Source organism: Halospina denitrificans (assembly GCF_004364635.1).
Lineage (GTDB): Bacteria > Pseudomonadota > Gammaproteobacteria > Pseudomonadales > Oleiphilaceae > Halospina > Halospina denitrificans.
Genome location: NZ_SOAX01000007.1, coordinates 138,787 through 160,284 on the forward strand (window position 1 = coordinate 138,787; position 21,498 = coordinate 160,284).

Sequence of the window (21,498 nt, forward strand, 5' to 3'; positions counted from 1 at the left end):
CCTCAATGAATTAGCGGGTGCATTTTACGCGTGTTGCCGCTATTTTTTGCTTATGGCCCTTAAAAAGTTGCAGCATCAATACAAACAAGCCCGAAAACGCTTTCAGGCTGACTTCCGCCTATCCCTTATAACGCTGTTCTGCCTTCCGGCCGCCATCGCAATCGGCGGTTTTGCGGTTTTCCGCAGCATTGATGGCAACTGGCTCATGGCCATTGTTGACCTACTGCTGGTCGCCGCCCTACTTGGCATCCTTATCTTCAGCTGGTGCACTGGCCGGACTCGCGGCGCGGGGATAGTCCTGGTTCTTGTCACAGGGTGTGGCGTTCTGGCCGTCGTGTATCTGGCGGGCCTCGTGGGCCTGTTCTGGGCCTTCGTGGACGTCATTGCCTCCTTCTTCCTCTCGCCGCCCATGTTTGCAGTCCCCAAGGTCATCATTCTAACCGGGGCATCACTTGTGCTCGGTGCGGAGGCCGGCCTGGGCACGCTCCCATTGATTTCCTTCGCCACCACGATTTTCATCGTTTCCGTGTTCGCCTATTCATTCGCCATCCGCTCCAAGGCGCAGGCGGATGAGTTGGAGGAGTTGGCCACCCGGGATTCGCTCACCGGCGCCGGCAACCGGCGCATGCTCGAGGACGAGCTCAGGATCGCCATTGCCCGATTCGACCGCGACACCATCAATACGGGCCTTCTGATGCTGGACCTGGACTACTTCAAGCAGATTAACGACAAATACGGCCATGCCGAGGGCGACGACGTATTACGCCATTTCGCGACACTGGTGGAGAGCCACAGCCGTCGTGGCGACCGTTTCTTCCGCTTCGGCGGCGAGGAGTTTGTCCTGCTTCTTCAGGACGTAGACCTGCACGGCCTGGAGACCGCTGCCCGCCACATCCACCAGGTAATACGGGACTACCTCACCTGTTCGGGCGGTGAGGTGACCTGTTCCATCGGTGGTGCCCTGATCCGCGAGGACGACAACTGGGAACGCTGGCTGCAGCGCGCGGACCAGGCCCTCTACAGGGCCAAGGGCGCGGGCCGGGACACTATTGTTCTTGCGGATCCTGAAGCGGCATGACGCTGTTGATTTCATCCAGGGTCAGGGAACGGTAGTCCCCTTCAGACAGCGCATCATCCAGGACAAGACCACCGACCCGCTCTCTGTGAAGGCCGGTAACACGATTGCCCACGGCCCCAATCATACGCTTGATCTGATGATAGCGGCCCTGGTTCAGAGTCATGAGGATGCGGGTCTCTGAGATCCGTTCAATATGCTGGGCATAACTGGCCTTGTTATCCCCCCGCAGCACAATGCCCGTTTCCAGGCGCTCCAGAGTCTCATCATCCAGCGGTTCCGCCACATCCACCCGATAGACCTTGGGACAGGCATGGCGCGGGGACGTGATACGGTGACTCCACTCGCCATCGGTGGTCAGCAGAAGGAGCCCGGTAGTGTCCTTGTCCAGGCGACCGACGGGATGCAGCCCGCGGCGTTCCTCCGGGTCCATAAGCCCCAACACCGTCGGGTCATAGTCATCACGGGTGGCACTGACAACGCCCGCGGGCTTGTTGAGCATGATATACCGGTCGCCGCTTTCGCGCTCCAGCAATTCATCGTCCAGATAGACCGCATCCTCGATGCCAACACGGGCCTGGCCCTTGAGTTGACTGTCATCCATTCCCTCAACGCGGACCCGCCCCGCCCGGATGCACTGCTTGGCCTGCTTGCGGGTCATCCCCGTGAGACGGGCGATCAGGAAATCCAACCGGCGCCGCCGGCGTTTTACAGGTTCCGCCATAAGCGTGCCTGCCTTATATCATTGACGATGCATTCAGGTTCTTTCCGAAGCGCATTCTACACGACAAAGTCCGTTTTCCCGCGGCGGGTAACATCTTTTAAAACGACGCGCGAAATCCAACCCGAGCGACCGTGACCTCCGCGTAAGTAGTTCTACCTCTGGGCTTTCCACTTCTGAGCTACTACACTGAATCCGGTTTCTCTCCATGGCGAACCATGCATTTCGCCCCTGGGGAGCGTTAGTCCAATGGGAGGATGACAACAGATGATTGTACGTGACATTAAGGATCTGATCGGCACAGAGCGGGAAGTGCAGGGACCGGGCTGGACCAGCCGCCGCATGCTCCTCAAGAAGGACGGCATGGGATTCTCATTCCACGAGACCATTATCCCGGCCGGCGCCGAGCTGCACCTGTGGTACAAGTACCACCTGGAAGCCGTGTACTGCGTCGCGGGCAACGGCAGCATTGAAGACCTGGCCACGGGCGAGACCCACCAGATCTACGACGGTGTCATGTACGCCCTCAACGAGCACGACCGTCATATCCTGCGCGGCGGTACCGAGGACATGCGCCTGATCTGCACCTTCAACCCGCCGGTGACCGGCCGTGAAGTGCACGATAAGGACGGCGCCTACCTGCCCGACGAGAGTTAAAACAGCTTACTCCCTACGGCCCTCTTCCACCGGCCAGCGTGAAAAGGCCAGGAAGTAGATGAACGCGAGGTTCACCAAGGGAATAAGGATTAGCAGGCCCCGCGGGCCGGGATAACCGGCCCGAAGTACCGGCATCGGCTCAATGTTCGTGGTCATGCCCCTCGTGCCCTTCGGGGACATCACTGGCCTTCTGGCCCTCATCCTCGGAAGTATCCTGAGATGCCCGCTCCTGCTCGGGGGCGGCCCCACTGACACCACCTCCCGTCTGTTCAGGCTGCTGCTCGGCGCCCCGGGGTGCTGCTTGATTGCTGACCCCCTCCGGTAGCCGCTCCACGCCCAAGCCATGGCGGTAGACGTTTTCCGCCCCGAGGTAGCCGGTAACGCCAACCGCGCCCGTTCCAATCAGAAGAACAATGGTCAGCACCACCCCCGCGCCCCGGGCGCGGAAACGATCCAGCCAGGCAAGCAGGACGGCAACCGCAAACAGGACCGCGACCACCCAGGCCGCTGTCATGTGGCGCTCCATGGCCTGGTGGCCAGCGGCGTCATGGGCGACCGAATTGTAGGCGAGGTAGCCTGTCACCAGCGTGGGGATCAGCAATAGGGCACCGGCGGCCAGATTCCAGCGTGCCGCGGCGGTGACCCGCTCCCCGGCCCTGTCCGGGAGGACAAGGCCGGCCAGGAAAAAGACCGTTGCAATGGTCAGTAACGCGACTGGGAAATGGACCCAGATGGGGTGCCAGTTGGGTACGATCTCGATCATGACAGGGCCCCCGCGTTCCTTACTCTTCGAGCGAGTCCCGCTCCATCATCTGTTCCATCATGCCCTGCATCATCTCCATATGCTGTTCCATGCGCTGCATGCGCTTCTCCATGGGCATTTCGGATTGGTTGGAGGAGCCTTCCTGCCTGTTTCCCATACCGCCACGCATCTCCTGCATGGTGCCGCGCATGGTTTTCATGTGCTCCCGCATGATTTCACGACGTTTTTCAGGATCCCGTGTTTCCCGAGCCTGGTCCATTTTCTCGTGCATCCTCTGCATGCGCTCCTGCATCTGCTCGCCGCCCATCATTCCCATGCCAGAGCCATTACCCATCATGCCACCCTGCTTCATACCGTCATGCTTGTTTCCCTGCTGGGAGAATGCCGGATTCACGGCCAATACAGCAAAAAGCATCAACGCGAGTATTTTTTTCATTTCCATCCCTCTCTTTTTATTGCTTCATTGTCACATCGTGACCGAGCAACTAGTCCCGACAATCTCCATCAAACCATACAAAGCTGATATGGAACTGATTGCCGTCAAAAATTGACGGCATCAAAGGGAAACCCTTTCCGGAAGAACAACCCGAACCCGGAGGCCACCCGTGTCGCTGGCATCAAAGGTCACCCAGCCGTCGTACCGGAGGACAACATCCCGGACAATGGCCAGCCCCAGCCCGTGCCCGGATGCCTGCTCATCCAGGCGCTGACCACGGGTCCCGAGGGTCGGGAACTCTTTCGGGGCTATGCCGGGGCCATCATCACTGACCTCGATAACCAACCCGGTTTCGTCCTCCTTCAATGACAGAACCACGCTTGAGACTGCCCACTTTCCGGCATTATCCAGGATGTTTCCGAGAACCTCGTTAAGATCATATTCCTCGATCGGCCAACGGCGCTCGTCAGACAAGTCGGTTTCGAGCTCGAACGCCTTGTCCGGGTACAGCTGCCCAAGCATCCAGATCAGCTCCCGCGCCTGGCTGACGGGAGCGGCCCCCTTGCCAGCCTGAGCACCGGCAAAGCGGCTGCGGCGCATCTCGGTCTCAAGCTGCCCGTCAATGTCCGAAAGACGCTGGGCTAGTTGCCGACGCATGTCCCAGTCGAGGTGCTGTTCGCGCTCTTCCAGTACCTGACGGACAGCGGTAATCGGCGTCTTGATACTGTGGGACAGGTTCGCCAACGCCTCCCGTGAACGGATCAGGCGCTGGTCAAGCGTCTCCAGCAGCTGGTTCAGCTGCCGCACAAGCTGCTGGAACTCCGCGGGCGTCTCAATATCGAGACGCTCCCGTTCGCCCTGCTGCAGTTCCTTCAAGGCAGTCTGCAACGTCGTCACAGACGCCAGGGACAGCCGAATACCCATCCAGATCACCAGAACGAGCAAGCCCAGCAGCACGGCGGACACCACTGCCGTCCAGATATGCAGTTCGCGTTGACTGGTATCAATCCGGGAAAGATCTTCAGCCACAACTATGACCGCTTCCCGCCCTCCTACTTCAAAGGTTTCACGGTAGGCAAGGTAATCCGAAATCTCCCCGGCTGACTCGGTCTGGCGGATGAATCCCGTGGAACTCTCTTCCAGCAAAGGGCCCAGCAATGACTTCCAGGGGCCCAGGCTGACGTACTGCCGGGAGCCAACGCGCACGGCAAAGGCGTGATGGAAGACTTCCTCGAAATAATCCCCGGTACTCAGCGCCTCAATGCTCCCGTCGGCCTGATTGATGCGGTGTTTGAGAAAACCGACCTCCTCCCTGAGGCGGTCCTCCACAAAGCTGCGAGCCATGCGCTCCAGCAGTGCCCCATGGATAACCCAGGCAGCCCCCATCAGGGCAATGGCAGCGGGAAGCAGTACGATCAGGAGCGTGCGCCGGATGGAGCGGTTGAGGTCAATCCACGGCATTGAACATATACCCCTGGCCCCGACGCGTCACAATCGCATCCTGACCAGCCACCTTCCGAAGCCGGCGGATATAGGCCTCGATCGCGTTATGGGTCGGGCTTTCATCCAGGTTATAGACCTGCTCTAGAAGGTTTTCCTTCGAGAACAGTTGGCCGGGCCGGCTCATCAGGCAGCGCAGCAGGCGGAATTCAGTCCCGGTGAGTGGGTGTTCCTCGCCATCCGGGGTCACCAGGACCTGACGGTTTTCATCCAACCTGAACCCGCCGGCGGAGAGGAACGAATCTACCCGCCCTTCACTGCGACGGATCAGGGCATCAAGACGTGCCAGAAGCTCTTCGGTCTGGAAGGGTTTGGCCAGGTAATCATCGGCGCCGGCCTTGAGACCGCTCACCTTATCCTGCCAATCACCGCGGGCGGTGAGGATCAGCACGGGCATAGTTAGCCCGCGCGACCGCCACTGCCTGAGCACATCCAGGCCATTGCCGTCGGGCAGGCCCAGATCCAGCACCACAACGCGGTAGTCTTCCTGCCTGCCAAGCTGGGCCGCGCCCGACGCCGTGGCGATGGCATCCACACTGAAGCCTGCCGAAGAGAGCTGTCGTTGCAGGCTCTCGGCAAGGAGGCTGTCGTCTTCAACCAGCAGCAGTCTCATGGCATTCCTTCAGAACCACCAGCGCACACCGGCAACCAGCGATGTCTTCTCTGTATCCTCGCCTTCGGCACGGGTCAGGTCCGCCGTATCGCCGTACTGGTCCTGCCAGCGCACACCGACATAGGGCGCGAACTCGCGGGCCAGCTCATAGCGCAGGCGCAATCCCAGCGTAAGACCGTTAATTCCTTCACCGACACCGAATTCAGGGACCTCGCTGAAGGCGTAACTGGTCTCCGCCCGGCCCTGCAGGATCAGGCGCTGGGTGAAGAGCCAGTCGTACTCGCCCTCGAATTCGGCCACCGCATCGCCATCCTCACTGACGCGAAGGCCGGTGTCCACCTCGAACCAGTAAGGGGCCAGCCCCTGAACGCCGACCACGGCGGACGCCCGGTCCCTGTCCGGCCCGGGACCAAAAGTGGTCTGGTAACCCAGCCCGGCCTTCGCCTGCCAGTAGGCACTGAAACCGTAGCCGTACTGGACATCGAAGCTTTCCACTTCACCGCCGTCACCTCCGGAGACCAGGGCCTCACCTTCGGAGTCGACCACCAGGCGATGGGTATCCCCGCCCCACCAGGCCTGGCCTTCCCAGGCAAAAACGTCCTCATCGTCGCCGTCCTGGTACTCAAAGCGATCCATCAGAAGCTGGCCCTGGGTGACATCGTCATGCACTGGGAGCGGCCAGTCCGACTTCGCCTGTGGACCAACGCCCTGTGCGAGCGCCGCAGGTGCCAAGCCGATCAGCCCCAGGACCACCAGGGCTGTGTAACGACCGTGTTTGACAGCCATGTTGTTCCTCCTGTTCTGCGCACTCATTGAACGGACACCACGCGGAACATGCCCGCTTTCATGTGGTAGAGCAGGTGGCAGTGAAAGGCCCAGTCGCCTTTATGCTCCGGCGTAATCTGTGCCGAGATCATTTCCCCGGGCTTGACCAGCAGCGTGTGCTTACGGGGCCGGTAACCGTCATTACCGGTCTCCAGTTCCATCCACATGCCGTGGAGGTGAATGGGGTGATCCATCATGGTGTCGTTGACCAGGATCAGGCGCAGGCGCTCGCCATGACCGAAAGGAATGGGGCCGTCGACTTCCGAAAACTTCTGCCCGTCGAAGGACCACATGTAGCGTTCCATGTTGCCGGTCAGGTGCAGTTCCACCTCACGCTCGGGTTCGCGCTCGTCCGGCCAGGCATGCAGGCCACGGAGCTGGTCGTACGTCAGTACCCGGTGGTCCACATGTTCGAAGCCCACACCGGGATCATCGAGTCTTGGTCTCGGATTCATGGCCACCATGGCAGCGCCGGCGCCGTGGTTGTCCGGTCCGTGCGAGATCTCGCGACCTGCCACCGGAGGCTGACCGCCGTTGCCGTGCATCGACCCATCCATACCACCACCGTCCTGGTTCATATCATCCATTCCTTCCATGGAACCATGGTCCATTCCGCCATCACGGTGATCAGCCATGCCCATGGCCGCCATGCCACGCTCGGTACGCGGGTAGAGCTCCGGCACGGACGCTTCCATGCCCTCGCGCACGGCCAGGGTGCCGCGAGTAAAGCCGGAACGGTCCTGGGACTGGGCAAACAGGGTGTAGGCCTCGTCCTGCGGCTCCACAAGGACATCATAGGTCTCGGCCACACCGATGCGGAACTCATCGGTCTCCACCGGCTCTACCTTCTGGCCATCGGCCTCAACCACGGTCATCGGCAATCCCGGAATGCGAACATCGAAGATGGACATGGCCGAGGCGTTGATCACGCGCAGACGCACCTTCTCGCCCGGCTCAAAGAGGCCGGTCCAGTTGTCATTGGGCGACATGCCATTCATCAGGTAGGTGTACTCGGCACCGGTGACATCCAGAATGTCTCTCGGGGTCATGCGCATGCGGCCCCACATGCCCGCCTTCTCCCAGGCGCCGCTCCAGCCCAGGTTGGCCACATCCTCGAAGAAGTCGGACACCGTCCGCCTGTTGTAGTTGTAGTAGCCTTCGGCCACCTTGAGGTTGCGCATCACTTCGGCGGGCTCAGTGAAAGTCCAGTCGGAAAGCACGATCACGTATTCGCGGTCGTACTCGAACGGCTCGGACTCCGCCGGATCCACGATCAGGGGCCCATAGTGACCCAGCTGCTCCTGGAGCCCGGAATGGCTGTGATACCAGTAGGTGCCGCTCTGGCGGACCGGATAGCGGTATTCAAAGGTGTCCCCGGGAGCGATGCCTTCAAAGTTGACGCCGGGCACGCCGTCCATTTCAAAGGGCAGAAGGATCCCGTGCCAATGAATGGAGGTGGGCTCATCAAGCTTGTTTGTCACCCTGAGAACGGCCTCGCGTCCTTCGCGCAGACGGATCAGTGGAGCCGGCAGTGAGCCGTTGACCGTGATCGGCTGAGCGCTTTTGCGCCCGTCGATCGCCAGGGGCGTGCGGTCAATGGTCAGCTCGTAGATGTCCGAGTTGCCCTCGGTTCGGCGTGTGAGCTCCTGGTTACCGGTCAGGCCGAAGGCATAGCCGGGCAGTAGGCTGCCAAGCCCGACCATCAGGCCCATGGAAGTTCCGGCCCTGATTATGTCCCGGCGCGACAGTGAGCGCTGGCCGGGATGATCATCATTGTTCATATTCAAACTCCCTCATTCGCCTGATCCTGATGCAGACTTATGATAGTGGAGCGGAAAGCATTGCATACCAAGCTGAATCGGAACTGACAACTAAAATGTCGGCCTGGCCATTATCATTTCCATCGCTCTCTGTGTGGTGATTTACACGCTGGTCGGGTTCGCGGTCGCCAGCAACCTGTCACTGGGGCGTTCTGAGGTACCTGAGGCAGGCGGTCGGCGCCAATCCGGTCATTCTGGTAACCGCCATTGTTCTCGATCTTCTCGTTCTGGTGGGATTCATCTGGGTCAAGATGGTGTCCGATCCCGTTGTCATTGGCGTTGCCGCGCTATCCATGGCGGTCATACTGCTGGTGGAAAGCATCTTTCTTGCAAACCGTAAGGGGTCATCCGATGATCTTCATCATGATCATCACGACTGATCCTCAGGCATACTGTTACCGCTAGCGAACCAACCGGACAGGAGTTTCCGCCAATGGAAATCAAAACGTTCAGAGACCTGATCGACTGGACCCGCAACCTGCATCACCAGACATCCACCTGTCTGGCGCACTGCGCCACTGAGCACGAGGAAGAGCGCGCCCGCATCCTGCTGGACTACCTCGCGACCCATGAGGCCGAGCTCGAAAAAACCGTCGAAGGGTTCGAGAACGACGGCGATGCCAGGGCCCTGAAAACCTGGATCTATGACTACCTCACCCACAAGCCCATCAAGACCCATCGCACCTGTGATTCGCCCTACACCAAGCTGGATTTCAATGGCATTGCCAGGGAAATCTTTGACTTCCATGACCAGGTCATTGAGCTTTACCAGAATCTGGCCGACCGTGCGGAGATCCCGGAAGCGAGGGAAATGGCCGAAAACCTGCTGAACCTGGAGCGTCACGAAGCCATGCGCATTGCCCGGGAAGTGGGACGGATGCAGGACGTCTGAATCGACTCAGGCCGCTACCCGCTTGGCGACGGCGCGCAGCACCACCTGGCACTGGTTTTCCCCGTACTCGCGCAGGCAGGCGGCCGCGCGGGTGCCATCCCTGTTCACAACAGCGTTGATGGTATTGCGCATACACGCCACGGACGTATCCAACTCCGCGGTTTCCTCCTGCAGGGCCATGAAGGAATAGCGCTGTAACAGCGGCAGCAGGTCCTCAATCGCGTCGTTCAGATAACGGTTCGGCGTCAGCCTTAACCCCTCCCGCGCCAGATCGAAGGCGAGTTCATGAACCCGTTCCCGATCATGATGCTCGGCCTGCGCCTCAAACTGGCGACTCAGCTCCAGGAAGGGCTCCAGTTGCCCTGGCTGCCAGCTGTCCGCAATATCCGCCGCCAGGCGACCCAGCAGCAGGAAGAGAAAATCATAGAGATCCCGAACATCCCCTTCGCTCACACCACAGACCCGCGTCCCCTTGCGGGGCTGGATCTCGACCAGGTGCCATCCCTCCAGAAGCCGGAACGCTTCGCGCAGTGAATTGGTGCTGACCTCAAGCTCACGCGCCAGTTCAGATTCCGGCAGTCGTTCAAGAGGCGCGCGCTGGCCACGGATGATCTGAACCGCAAGATGACGCGCAATGCGCTCACTCAGACTCACGGATTGGGGTAATGCCATTATCGTCTCCTGGATCGTTACACGCCCATTCTACATGAGGTCTTGATGGATTCATACATGAGTTGTTTGACAATTGATGAATTGCGAGGATAGAGTGATTCTACAGTCGCAACAACACCACAAGGAGGAAGCCGCCATGCTCAAACATGTGCCACCCGAGGTGATGCTCCGCATCAAACGCTACGCCTATCTGCTGGTACTGGTGGTCCCCGCTATTGCTGCCTATGTCTCCTATCAGCTGACACTGGGCGAGAACATCATGTTCTGGGCCTGGTTCCCGGTTATTTTCATCTTCGGCATCATTCCGGTTATCGACTACATCATCGGCAAGGATCCCGCCAACCCGGATGAGGACAACGAAGTCCCGGGCATGACCAATGACTGGTACTACCGCATCCTCACCATGGGCTGCGTCCCGATTCATCTGGCCGTTATTGTCTATGCGGGCTGGGCCTTCGCCACCGTGGAGATGAGCCTTGTCGCCCAGTTCGGCTGGATTCTCTCGATTGGCGTGGTCGGTGGCATCATGGCCATCAACATCGGCCATGAGCTGATCCACAAGGATACGAAGCTGGAGACCTGGGTTGGCGGTCTGGCGCTTGCGAGCGTGACCTACGCCGGGTTCAAGGTGGAGCACATCATGGGCCACCATGTGCACGTATCCACGCCAGAGGATGCCAGTTCCTCACGGTACAATCAGGGCGTCTATGCATTCCTGGCCCAGGCGTTTCCGCGCAATTTCATGAATGCCTGGAAGCTGGAGGCCAAGAAGCTCCGGCGCAAGGGCAAGACCCCCTACGGCCCTGCCAATGAACTGATCTGGTGGTACACCATTTCCGCGCTGTTCGCGGTTGGTTTCACTGTCGCCTTTGGCTGGGCGGGGCTGGTGTTCTTCCTGGGGCAGAGTTTCTTTGCGGCCTTTACGCTGGAGGTCATCAATTACCTGGAGCATTACGGCCTGCACCGCCGTGTTCAGGAGAATGGCCGGTTTGAGCGGGTGACGCCGGCGCACAGCTGGAACAGCAACTATCTGCTGACCAACCTGTTCCTGTTTCACTTGCAGCGGCATTCGGATCATCATGCGTTTCCGCGTCGGCGTTATCAGGTGTTGAGGCACTATGATGAGAGTCCGCAGTTGCCAGGGGGCTATGCGTCGATGTTTGTTCTGGCGCTGGTGCCGCCGCTGTGGAAGTGGGTGATGAATCCGAGGGTCGAGGCTTATTATCAGGGGGAGCTGGATCAGCTCTTTCGGGAGCAGCGGCCTTACAGTAAAGCCTGAGTAACGGAAGACTGAGGGTTTAGTGCCTGGCAGGAAGCGGGGGTTCTATCCGGGAAACGCTATAAATACATCCCTGTACGCTGCGCTTTCGCCATCCATGGCGAAAGAGCTTCCCGGATAGAACCCCCGCTTCCTGCCTTTCTTTCTAGGTGCAGAACGCCCTCAAATACTAATTCGGTCGTACTGATGCCACCACGGATGCGCCTCTTCGAGCTGCGCAGCCAGTTGGAAGAGTTCGGTTTCTCCGCCATGGGGGGCTCCGAACTGGACGCCTACCGGTAGTCCTTCCTCGTTCCAGTACAACGGTACCGACATCGCCGGCGTGCCCGTGAGGTTGGCGAGTTGGGTGAAGGGAACCCGGGCCAGGTTTTCCTTCGCGAGGTCATCCACGATACCGCTTTTCAGCGCCAGCGTTCCCGCCTTGAACCCTACCATGAGTCGCGCGGCCATCTTGAGGTGGATGGGGGTTTCCAGTTCGCCAATTCGTGCGGGCGGCTGGGCGGTGGTGGGGCAGAGATACATGTCGTACTGCTCGAAGTAGGCGCCGAGCGCGCGGGCAAAGTCGTTCCATTGGCGGCGGGAGCGGACGCAGTCCACGGCGCGCATGCTGTCGCCAAGGGTGCCGAGAAGACGGGTCTCCACTTCAAAGTCGCTGTCGCGGGCCCCGAAGGTATCGCGGGCCTCAGCCATGGTGGCGGCCACTTCGCCGAAGTTGAGGGAAAGATAGGCGCGCGCCAGGTCCATGCCGTTGTAGTCGGGTGCAGCAGGCTCTACGTGGTGACCCAGGTCTTCGAGCTGCCGGGCGGTAGCCTCAATCGCCATCGCGGCTTCCGGGGCCACCTCGGTCCCATAGGGGGATTCGGTGAAGAAACCGATTCGCAGCGGGCGCGGTGCGGATTTGATCGCTTTTGCGTAGGGTTGCGCCGGGGGCTCAATGCGGAAGGGGTCTCCCTTGGGATTGCCGGCGATGCAATCCAGCATCCCCGCGCTGTCGCGGACGCTGCGGCTAACCACATGGTCGATGCTCGCCCCGGTCCAGTATTCACCGGTGTAGGGCCCGAAAGAAACGCGGCCACGGGAGGGCTTGAGCCCAAATAACCCATTGTAGGCGGCGGGAATGCGGATTGAGCCGCCGCCGTCATTGGCACCGGCCATGGGTACGATGCCCGCCGCTACAGCCGCGCCGGAGCCGCCGCTCGACCCACCGGGCGTGCGTTCACTGTCCCATGGATTGCGCGTCGGACCCCAGAGCCGCGACTCGGTAACCGCCTTCAGCCCCAGTTCCGGCGTGGCGGTCCGCCCGAGAATAACCAGGCCGGCGTTACGGCACCCCTTTATATACTCAGAATCCTGCGCGGGAATGTTCAGACGCAGGGCCCGGCTCCCCATGGTGCAGGGCATTCCAGCCATCTCCTGAGCAAGATCCTTGGCCAGGAACGGCACACCGGCAAAGGGGGCATCCGCCCCGGGTCTGTCTTCCCGCGCCTTGTCATAGCGTGGCAGGCAGATGGCATTCAGTTCCGGATTGATGGCCTCGGCCCGGCTTATGGCCGTATCCACCACCTCCCCCAGCGACACCTCGCCACGGCGGATCAGCTCAGAGAGCGCCGTGGCGTCGTGCTGTCGGTATTCCTCTGGCGTCATGCCGGATGCTCCTTTATTTTTTTACTTTGTTTTGGTTCTGACTTATGCCTCCTGGCCTTGGGCCGGGGCGTTATGATCCCTGGCCAGCATAATGTAAAAGCCCGGCAGAACGAAGAGTGTGAAAAAGGTCCCGAATCCGAGCCCTGTTGCCACCGTCAGGCCAATCGCAAACCGGCTGACTGCGCCCGGACCGGATGCGAGCAGCAACGGCACCATGGCCACAATCAGGGCCAGCGAGGTCATGATGATCGGCCTGAGGCGGATGGCCGAGGCCTCAATGGCCGCTTCGCGCACACCCATGCCCCGGTCTTTCTGGAGCAGGTTGGCAAACTCCACGATCAGGATGCCGTTCTTGGCGACCACCCCGATCAGGGTGATCAGCCCCACCTGGGTGTAGATGTTCATGGAGGCGGCCCCGAGCACGATAAAGACCATGGCGCCCGCCACCGACAGAGGCACGGAGACCAGGATAATGATGGGATCGCGCCAGCTCTCGAACTGCGCGGCCAGCACCAGGTAGATCACCAGCAGCGACAGGAAGAAGGTCACCGCCAGGGCACTGCCCTGCTTGTCCAGCTGCCGAGACTGGCCGTTGTAATCAAAACCGAAACCGCTGGGGAGTGTTTCCCCGGCCGCCCCTTCCATGTATTCCATCGCGTCGCCCATGGCAACCCCGGGCATGGGCACACCCTGGAGCGTGATGGAGTTGAGCTGATTGAACTGGGTCCGACTGGACGGCTCCACATCGCTCTCAAAGTCGATCACCTGATCCAGGGACACCAGTTCACCGGAGTCCGCGCGCACGTAATAATTCTGCAGGCGCTCCGCTTCTCCGCGGAATTCCCGGGGTACCTGGGGAATCACGTCATAGGCGCGACCCGACATATTGAAGCGGTTCACCAGCCCCTCGCCCACCATGGTCGACAGCGTTTCCCCGATATCCGCCATCGACAATCCGAGGTCGGCGACCCGATCGCGGTCCACCTTGATCCGCGTTATCGGGCGATCATAGTCAATGGTCTTTTCAAGAAAGACAAAGTTACCGCTTGCCTTCGCTTTGCTGAGCAGTTCCTCGGCAACCTCATTGAGCTGTTCAAAGTCATTCCCGGTCGTCAGGACGAACTGGAAAGGCAGGCCACCGCCGGACGCCGGCAGAGGCGGCCGCGGGAAGGTCGCCACCCGCATTCCGGTCACCTTGTCCATCTCCTCCTGGAGCATGGGGGCCACCTCGAACTGGGAGATCTCGCGCTCGTTGATGGGTTTCATCTTGAAACCACCGAAGATGGTGTTCGGTGAATTGACGCCCAGGAGCATGAAGGACTCCTCGTAGCCGGGCAGGCTCTCGAAACGCTCCTGCATCTCCGCACCGTAGGTCTCCAGGTAATCCAGGTTGGCCGTCTGGGGCCCGGTTCCCTGGTAGAGCATGATGCCCTGGTCCTCGTCCGGAGCCAGTTCGCTCTGGCTGAAGTTCACCATCAGGTAGATGGCAATCAGCACCACCACACCGAAATAGAGGATGACCGAGAGACTCTGTACCACCGAAGAGAGCGCTCTACGGTAAGCATTGGAAAGTCGCTCGAAGAAGTGCTCCGCCATCTGCTCGAAACGCCCCTCCTGCCCCGCAGGCTTGAGGACGTTTGCCGACAGAACGGGCGACAGGGTAAGAGCCACGATACCGGAAATCACGACCGTGCCCGCGAGCGTGAAGGCGAACTCGGTGAACAGCGAGCCAACCAGCCCCCCCATGAACCCGATAGGCGCGAAAACGGCAACCAGCGTGGTCGTCATGGCGATGATGGGGACCGCCATCTCCCGGGCACCATTGATGGCGGCTTCAAAGCGCCCTTCGCCCCTGGCCACATGGCGATGCACGTTCTCCACCATGATGATGGCATCGTCCACCACCAGCCCGATCGCCAGCACCATGGCCAGCAGTGTGAGCAGGTTCAGGGAGAAGCCCAACATCAGCATGATAAAGGCGCCACCAATCATGGACAGTGGTACCGCAACCGAGGGAACCGCCGCCGCGCGGACACTGCCGAGGCAAAGGAAGATCACCACCAGCACGATCGCCAGCGCTTCCAGAAGGGTACGGAGCACCTCGTTGATGGAGTCATCGATAAACTCGGAGGCGTCGTAGGGAAGGTCAACATTCAGACCACTGGGCAGCTGGCTTTCGATCCCGGGCAGTTCACTGCGCACGCGCTCAGCCACCTCAAGGGGATTCGCGCCGGGTGAAAGCTCGATCGCCACGTAGGTGGCGGGGTTTCCCGCGTAATAGGCAATCTGGTCATTGTTCTCGGAGCCAAGCTCCACGTCCGCCACGTCTGACAGCCGGATCAAACTGCCATCCTGCTCCTTCACCACCAGGTCGCGGAACTGCTCAGGTTCCGCAATATCCGTGTTCGCATCCATGTTGACCTTGATCAGGTCACTTTCCGTGCTGCCTACGGCCGCCTGGTAGTTGTTTTCCTGCAGGACCCCGACCACTTCCCGGGGCGTCAGATTAACGCTGGCCAGCTTTTCCGGATTCAGCCAGACCCGCAGTGCAAAGGTCCGGCCCAGAAGGTCGGCCTTGCCAACGCCTTCCAGGGCCTGAAGCTGTGGCTGGACAATCCGGGTCAGGTAGTCCGTTATCCGGGGAACGGCCAGTGAATCACTGTGAAAGGCGATGTACATGAGTGCCGTTGAGCTGCCGGTTTCCGATTCAATCACCGGGTCTTCAGCCCCCTCGGGAAGCTGATTGCGTTGGCTCGCTACCTTTGCCTGTATCTCTGACAGCGCGTCATTGGCATCGTAGTTCAGCACCATCTTGGCTTCGATGATGGAGGTGCCCTGGGTGCTTCGCCCGGTCAGGAAATCAATGCCATCCGCTTCCGCAATCGCCTGCTGCAGGGGCGTGGTCACAAAGCCCTGAACAAGGTCGGAGCTGGCACCGGGATAGGCGGTAGTCACGGTGACCGTGGTGCTTTCAAGCTCGGGGTACTGGCGGATCTCCATGTCCATCGCCGAACGCACACCCAACAGCAGGATCAGGAGACTGACGACCGTGGCAAGGACCGGCCGCTGGACGAATATATCGGTGAATCGCATCAGTCAGCTGCTCCCTGCTCTGCCGCCTTTTCAGCCTCTTCACCGGAGATATCGTCGCTGGGCTCATCATTGTCGTCGGCAATCTCCACACGCTGCCCGGCGCGCAATCTGAGAAGCCCTGTATTCACGATCCGCTCACCGGCCTCGAGTCCGGACTCCACTTCGACGACCCGATCCCGTTCGACGCCGGTCTCAACACTGCGCCTTTCGGTAACCAGTTCACCCTCGTCGTTTTCCGCAATCACGTAGACAAAATCCCCATAGGTGTTGAAGGAGATGGCCGTGCGGGGGACAACAACCGCTTTCCGCGGTTCGGGCCTCAGAGTACGGACATTGGCAAACATACCGGGCCTGAGCGCGCCATCTTCGTTATCAAGGGTTGCCCGTACGCGCACCGTGCGGGTCTCGGCGCTGACCGAGCTGTTGATGGCGCTGATTTCGCCCTCAAAAATCCGCTCCGGGAAGGCGGCAACCGTGGCGGTGACCCGGTCCCCTGTGGAAATCGTTCCCAGATGCTTTTCCGGCACCGTGTACTCTACATAGATGGGATCAACCATATTGATCTCGACAATGGGCGTACCGGTGGCCATGTACTCGCCCTGGTCAACCTGGCGCAGTCCCGTCTTACCGGGGAAAGGCGCGCGGATGGTCTTCTTGCGGAGTTGAGCCTCCTGCGCATTCACGCGGGCCCGGGAGGCATCAAAGTTCGCCTTGGCTTCGTCATACTGGGATTGGGATACCGCATCACGGGAGACCAGGTTGGAGAGGCGCTCGAATTCCTGGCGGGCCCGCTCTGCCTCCGCCTTGCGGGTCTCAAGGGCTGCCTTGTCCGTTTCAGCGTCCAGCCTGATCAGTACATCACCGGCTTCAACCATGTCTCCGGACTCAAACTGGATTTCCTCCACAACGCCGGGCACCTCGTTGGCCACTCTGATTCCATTGATGGCGCGAACGCTGCCTACCGAGTGCAACGAGGGCACCCACTCCCTGGACTCAGCACGTGTCGCGTCCACGAGGGCGGGCGGCTCTTCCTTATTCAGGTACTGCTGCATCATCCGGTATTCGAAAACCTTGTAACCGGCGATACCGCCGAACACAAGCAGAAGACCCAGGGTTACGATAATGAATCGGCGCGTGGTACTCATCAGACCATCCTAGCGGGTAAAAATGAATCGCATGCTATGTTTTTTAGAGGCGCAATTGTACCGGGTTTGTTACGCGTCCGTCATGCCTCTGGATCGGCAACCAGTGAATCACGCCATGACCGCTGCTGAATACCGAAGGTGTGGCGAATTTTCTTGCAGTTGAGGATGGCGTTGGTCGGCTCCAGCCGCAGCCAGGGAGCTTCCTCCTCGATCAGGTGGGGCTGTTTTCCGGAGGGAAGCGTCGCGGCGATTTCCAATCCCAGTTTATAGAGTGACACCGGATCCGCACCCGCATACTGATAGGTTCCCCAGGCCTCCGCGCCACATGAAAGCTGCTGCATGATTGCCACAACCACACGAACCCGGTCAGAAACGTCCGTCGGCTGACCGAAATGACGGCCACTCATGTGCATGGGATCGGAGCCGGGGTAGGTGGTTACCTTTTCCACAAAGCGCTCAAGAGACCAGCCCGTGCGCAGGATCAGGTGCCGGGGGAGATTGCTGCGCAGGAACTGCTCCGTGTCCCACTGGCACTGGCCGAGTATGGATAATGGGTTGCCGGGATTGCTGGCGATGTAGGGTTGCTGCTTGCGGCCATCGAAGACATAACAGCTGGAAAGCTGCAGCATGGCAACCGCATGGAAGGCCGCCCGTTGGGCCAGGGCCGTGGGAATATCGTACAGGCGTACTCGACTCTCTTCTGGTTGTTGTTCCGCCAGCTCAGGGTCGTCCATGGTGATGGCATTGACCACGAGGTCGAAATCCGGCTCCAGCCAGGACTGGAGCTGATCCAGTGCTAATTCGGCCGGACGACTGAGCAGCAGCGGCGTGATATTCAACCCGGTCTGGTTCAGGCGTTCCAGCAACGATTGACCAAACGCCCCCGGTTCATAGATAACGAGTATTTTCACGCCATGCACTTCCCTATATTGCCATCATCTTGCCTCGCCGACAGAATAACTGCCATTTCAGCCAATGCCCAACCCTCGCTCACACCTTCTAATGGTAATGACACTGGGCATGACAAACACAGGAGACAGACGATATGCCAAAGGACCAGTACCACCTCGCAGCCCCCCTTCCGGAATCACTGGTTACCGAAACCAACCAGCTGATTGACGACATCCGTACCAACGGCGTCACCAAGAAAAAGCGCGAGGAACTCTACAATACCATCCTGAAACTGACCGAAACCGGGGTGGACTTCTTTTTCCTGGAACCGTTGAGGCGTATGGAAGCCGGGCCCATGCTCCAGAAGATGGCAAGCATGGGGATCAGCAGCATGCTCAAGGGGACCCGGATGGTCATCCATAATGTCGTGAAAAAGGCGGACGACAAACACATCGAGGGTATCCTGGAATTCATGGAGGAAATCCTTTTCGAGCCTGAGACCCGCTAGGCCTCCTCCCCGCTCTCATGGAGGCGGGGAACACGGGGTGAGACCGCCGTAAGCAGTTCGTAGCTTATGGTGCCCGACAGCTGCGCCACCTCATCCACTGAAACCGTCTCGCCCCAGAGTTCCACCGATGAACCGACACCAGCCTGGGGACAGGCCTCAAGACTGACTGCGATCATATCCATGGAAACCCTGCCAATAAGCTCACACCGGCACCCATCAACAGCCACGGGCGTTCCGTTGGGCGCGTGCCTCGGATAACCGTCGCCATAACCGATTTCGACGATGCCCATGCGCGTTGGCTGTTCCGCGGTCCAGGTGGCGCCATACCCCACGGTTTCCCCCGGGGCCAGCGTGCGGACGGCAATAACGCGCGATTCCAGTTTCATTACCGGCCTGAGGTCCAGATCCGGTCCCCGGCGCCCGATAAGGGGTGTGCCGCCATAGAGCATGATACCCGGGCGGGTCCAGTCAAAATGGCTTTCGTTGCCATGAAAATGCGCGGCTGAGTTGGCGGCACTGACCGGAAGCCCGGGGAATTCCCGGCTGATCGCGCGCATGCGGCGTGCCTGCTCGCCGGTCATGGCGTCGGCGGTGTCATCGGCGCAGGCATAATGGGTCATCAGGCCCGCCACCTCCAACCCTGGAGTTTCCCGGATCCGCAATACCATGGTTTCGACGCCTTCCGCGTCCAGACCGAGGCGATTCATGCCTGTGTTGCATTTTACCCAGACTGGAACAGCCCCGTTGCCCGGAACGCAATCCACTCCTTCAAGCTGGTGGAGCGAATGCAACACCGGCTGGAATCGGCCCTCGACAACCAGCCGCCAGTCGCTGGGCTCGTGAACCCCCTCCAGGAGAACGACTTCCGGGCTCAGGCCGACCTGACGGATGCGCTGGGCTTCCTCCAGGGTGGCAACCGCGAGGCAGTCCGTTTCCTGGGTCAGGGCCTGTGCCACCGCCTCCAGTCCATGACCGTATCCGTCGGCCTTGACCACTGCCATGGAGTGCGTTCCAGGCGCCAGCTCCCGGGCCAGCCGGAAATTACCCCTGAGCGCATTCAGATCGATCCGGGCTCGGGTCTGTCGCGGCATTAATAGTCGTCTCCATAATCCCCGAAAGCCAGATCCTCGAACTTGGTGTACTCACCGATGAAGGCCAGACGCACTGTGCCTACCGGCCCGTTCCGCTGCTTTCCGAGGATGATCTCGGCGGTTCCCTTGTCGCTGCTGTCCTCGTTGTACACTTCGTCCCGGTAGATGAACGCAATAACGTCCGCGTCCTGCTCAATGGCTCCGGATTCACGAAGATCCGAGTTTACTGGTCGCTTGTTCGGGCGTTGCTCAAGACTCCGGTTCAGCTGCGACAGAGCGATAACAGGGCAATTCAGCTCCTTGGCCAACCCCTTCAGGCCACGGGAGATTTCTGAAATCTCGGCAGTACGCCCTTCCGAGTTACCCGGGGCGCGCATAAGCTGAAGATAGTCGACCATAACCAGGCCCAGGTTGCCGGTTTCCCGCGCGATCCGGCGCGCTCTCGAACGCATTTCCGTGGGGCTGAGCGCCGGGGTATCATCAATATAGAGTGGCTTGTTCTTAAGCAGGCTGATGGCGGAGGTCAGTCGCGGCCAGTCCTCTTCCTCAAGGTTGCCGCTGCGTATCCGGCTCTGATTGATGCGGCCGATCGAGGAAAGCATCCTCATCACAATGGCATCCGCCGGCATTTCCATGCTGAACACCAGCACGGACTGTTCCGAGGCCATTATGGCGTTCTCCACCAGGTTCATGGCGAAGGCGGTCTTACCCATCGATGGACGGCCCGCCACAATCACCAGGTCCGACGGCTGCCACCCGGAGGTCATGTCATCCAGATCCTTGAACCCGGAGGTAAGCCCGGTCAGCCCCCCTTCGGTTTCGAACAGTTCCTCGATCCGGGTCAGCGTTTCCTTGAGGATGGGGTTTATTTCGCGTGGGCCACCGCTCTGCTGAACCTGGTCCTCGGCGATACGGAAAACCTGGCTTTCCGCGTCGTCCAGCAGCTCGGCACTGGTGCGGCCCTTGGGATTGAAGGCGGAGTCGGCAATGTGTCCGGAAGCCTCCACCAGCTGGCGCAGGACCGAACGCTCCTTAACAATCTCCGCATAGGAGCGGATATTGGAGGCACCGGGCGTCTGCTCGGCAAGCTGTCCCAGATACGCAAGTCCACCACAGGACTCCAGGTCCCCCGACTGCTCGAGCCATTCCCCGAGCGTAACCATGTCCAGGGGCTTGTCGTTGGCGATCAGGCGCTCGCCGGCATGAAAGATCAGCCGGTGCTCTGAGCGGTAGAAATCATTGGCGGATATCAGATCAGCAACAACTTCCCAGCCGGCATTATCCAGCATCAGGCCGCCAAGCACCGCCTGCTCGGCCTCAACCGAGTGCGGCGGCACCTTGACACGACCAGTGTCGTCATCCGCCTGCCGTTCCTGCACCATCAGCCGGGAACTCCGTTGCTGTGGACCGGATTAACCCCTGACGACATTCAGGTTGATCGTAACCTGCACATCGGTGTGGAGCTGAAGACCAATCTGATACTCCCCGGTTACCCGGATCGGGCCTTCCGGAAGCAGCACTTCACTCTTCTCCACCTCAGTCCCCAAGGAGGAAACGGCGTCGGCAATGTCCCGTACGCTGATGGAGCCGAAGAGCTTGCCTTCCTCACCCGCCTTGGCCTCGATGGTCACATTCGTGTCCTGGAGGGCTTCACCACGTGTCTGCGCCTGCTGAAGCCGCTCCGCGGCCGCTTTTTCAAGCTCCGCGCGGCGCGCTTCAAATGCTTCAACGTTCGCCTTGGTTGCCGGGACCGCCTTGCCGTAAGGAATCAGGTAATTGCGGCCATAGCCCGCCTTTACCTTAACCTGGTCACCCAGGTCGCCCAGCTTGTGCATCTTCTCGAGCAGAATAACGTTCATTCCATTAACCTCTT

Annotated in this window: 20 protein-coding genes; 5 read left to right on the forward strand and 15 right to left on the reverse strand. The window is 60.0% G+C overall.

Going from position 1 to position 21,498, the window contains the following annotated elements; genetic code table 11:
• Positions 1-67: 67 nt before the first annotated feature.
• Complete coding sequence (locus DES49_RS13665) at positions 68-1,078, forward strand: GGDEF domain-containing protein (protein ID WP_166646094.1); 1,011 nt, start codon at positions 68-70, stop codon at positions 1,076-1,078.
• On the opposite strand, the gene DES49_RS13670 is transcribed toward DES49_RS13665, so the two are convergent.
• Positions 1,047-1,799 carry a pseudouridine synthase gene (locus DES49_RS13670; protein ID WP_133736991.1) on the reverse strand — a complete coding sequence of 251 codons (753 nt, stop codon included), beginning with the start codon at positions 1,797-1,799 and terminating at the stop codon, positions 1,047-1,049. The two genes, DES49_RS13665 and DES49_RS13670, sit on opposite strands and share 32 nt — an antisense overlap.
• A 264-nt stretch (positions 1,800-2,063) precedes the next feature.
• Between DES49_RS13670 and DES49_RS13675 the strand changes: the two genes are divergently transcribed.
• Complete coding sequence (locus tag DES49_RS13675; RefSeq protein WP_133736992.1) at positions 2,064-2,453, forward strand: ectoine synthase; 390 nt, start codon at positions 2,064-2,066, stop codon at positions 2,451-2,453.
• Positions 2,454-2,592: 139 nt separating this feature from the next.
• Here the strand turns inward: DES49_RS13675 and DES49_RS13680 are convergent, their stop codons facing one another.
• The 6 genes from DES49_RS13680 to DES49_RS13705 form a co-directional block, all read right to left on the reverse strand.
• Positions 2,593-3,216, reverse strand: a complete 624-nt coding sequence (locus DES49_RS13680; protein WP_133736993.1) for a DUF2231 domain-containing protein — start codon at positions 3,214-3,216, stop codon at positions 2,593-2,595.
• Positions 3,217-3,235: 19 nt separating this feature from the next.
• Positions 3,236-3,652: a hypothetical protein gene (locus DES49_RS13685; RefSeq protein WP_133736994.1), complete on the reverse strand. Its 417-nt coding sequence runs from the start codon at positions 3,650-3,652 to the stop codon at positions 3,236-3,238.
• A gap of 120 nt (positions 3,653-3,772) precedes the next feature.
• Entirely contained in the window at positions 3,773-5,113 is a 1,341-nt protein-coding gene (locus tag DES49_RS13690; protein WP_133736995.1) for an ATP-binding protein, read from the reverse strand.
• Positions 5,100-5,765, reverse strand: a complete 666-nt coding sequence (locus tag DES49_RS13695) for a response regulator (protein WP_133736996.1) — start codon at positions 5,763-5,765, stop codon at positions 5,100-5,102. Before DES49_RS13695 ends, DES49_RS13690 begins: the two co-directional genes overlap by 14 nt.
• Before the next feature lie 9 nt (positions 5,766-5,774).
• On the reverse strand, positions 5,775-6,551 hold the full coding sequence (locus DES49_RS13700; protein ID WP_133736997.1) for a copper resistance protein B: 777 nt from the start codon (positions 6,549-6,551) through the stop codon (positions 5,775-5,777).
• A 23-nt stretch (positions 6,552-6,574) separates the two neighbouring features.
• On the reverse strand, positions 6,575-8,371 hold the full coding sequence (locus DES49_RS13705; protein WP_133736998.1) for a copper resistance system multicopper oxidase: 1,797 nt from the start codon (positions 8,369-8,371) through the stop codon (positions 6,575-6,577).
• A gap of 472 nt (positions 8,372-8,843) precedes the next feature.
• Between DES49_RS13705 and DES49_RS13710 the strand changes: the two genes are divergently transcribed.
• Positions 8,844-9,302 (forward strand): ATPase, encoded by a 459-nt coding sequence (locus DES49_RS13710; protein ID WP_133736999.1) that lies wholly within the window; start codon positions 8,844-8,846, stop codon positions 9,300-9,302.
• Between the two features lie 6 nt (positions 9,303-9,308).
• Here DES49_RS13710 and DES49_RS13715 read toward each other — a convergent pair whose 3' ends face one another.
• The gene (locus tag DES49_RS13715) at positions 9,309-9,974 is read right to left on the reverse strand and encodes a GntR family transcriptional regulator (RefSeq protein ID WP_133737000.1); all 666 of its coding nucleotides are present in this window, start codon (positions 9,972-9,974) and stop codon (positions 9,309-9,311) included.
• 136 nt (positions 9,975-10,110) lie between these two features.
• Between DES49_RS13715 and DES49_RS13720 the strand changes: the two genes are divergently transcribed.
• Positions 10,111-11,253 (forward strand): alkane 1-monooxygenase, encoded by a 1,143-nt coding sequence (locus DES49_RS13720; RefSeq protein WP_133737001.1) that lies wholly within the window; start codon positions 10,111-10,113, stop codon positions 11,251-11,253.
• Positions 11,254-11,415: 162 nt separating this feature from the next.
• Here DES49_RS13720 and DES49_RS13725 read toward each other — a convergent pair whose 3' ends face one another.
• The 4 genes from DES49_RS13725 to DES49_RS13740 form a co-directional block, all read right to left on the reverse strand.
• Complete coding sequence (locus DES49_RS13725) at positions 11,416-12,897, reverse strand: amidase (protein ID WP_133737002.1); 1,482 nt, start codon at positions 12,895-12,897, stop codon at positions 11,416-11,418.
• Between the two features lie 42 nt (positions 12,898-12,939).
• Complete coding sequence (locus DES49_RS13730) at positions 12,940-15,990, reverse strand: efflux RND transporter permease subunit (protein ID WP_133737003.1); 3,051 nt, start codon at positions 15,988-15,990, stop codon at positions 12,940-12,942.
• Positions 15,990-17,135: an efflux RND transporter periplasmic adaptor subunit gene (locus tag DES49_RS13735; RefSeq protein WP_133737004.1), complete on the reverse strand. Its 1,146-nt coding sequence runs from the start codon at positions 17,133-17,135 to the stop codon at positions 15,990-15,992. The genes DES49_RS13730 and DES49_RS13735 overlap by 1 nt, the downstream gene beginning before the upstream one ends.
• 80 nt (positions 17,136-17,215) lie before the next feature.
• Positions 17,216-18,046, reverse strand: coding sequence for an SDR family oxidoreductase (locus DES49_RS13740; RefSeq protein WP_133737005.1), 831 nt, complete (start codon positions 18,044-18,046; stop codon positions 17,216-17,218).
• A 134-nt stretch (positions 18,047-18,180) separates the two neighbouring features.
• Here DES49_RS13740 and DES49_RS13745 point away from each other — a divergent pair, with 134 nt between their 5' ends.
• The gene (locus tag DES49_RS13745; RefSeq protein ID WP_133737006.1) at positions 18,181-18,534 is read left to right on the forward strand and encodes a hypothetical protein; all 354 of its coding nucleotides are present in this window, start codon (positions 18,181-18,183) and stop codon (positions 18,532-18,534) included.
• Here DES49_RS13745 and alr read toward each other — a convergent pair.
• From alr to rplI, 3 genes are read right to left on the reverse strand one after another with little or no spacing between them, the layout of a single operon-like run.
• Positions 18,531-19,625, reverse strand: a complete 1,095-nt coding sequence (alr, locus tag DES49_RS13750) for an alanine racemase (protein ID WP_133737007.1) — start codon at positions 19,623-19,625, stop codon at positions 18,531-18,533. The genes DES49_RS13745 and alr overlap by 4 nt on opposite strands.
• Positions 19,625-21,007, reverse strand: coding sequence for a replicative DNA helicase (gene dnaB, locus DES49_RS13755; protein ID WP_133737008.1), 1,383 nt, complete (start codon positions 21,005-21,007; stop codon positions 19,625-19,627). Before dnaB ends, alr begins: the two co-directional genes overlap by 1 nt.
• Positions 21,008-21,037: 30 nt before the next feature.
• Complete coding sequence (gene rplI, locus DES49_RS13760) at positions 21,038-21,484, reverse strand: 50S ribosomal protein L9 (protein ID WP_133737009.1); 447 nt, start codon at positions 21,482-21,484, stop codon at positions 21,038-21,040.
• Between the last annotated feature and the right edge of the window lie 14 nt (positions 21,485-21,498).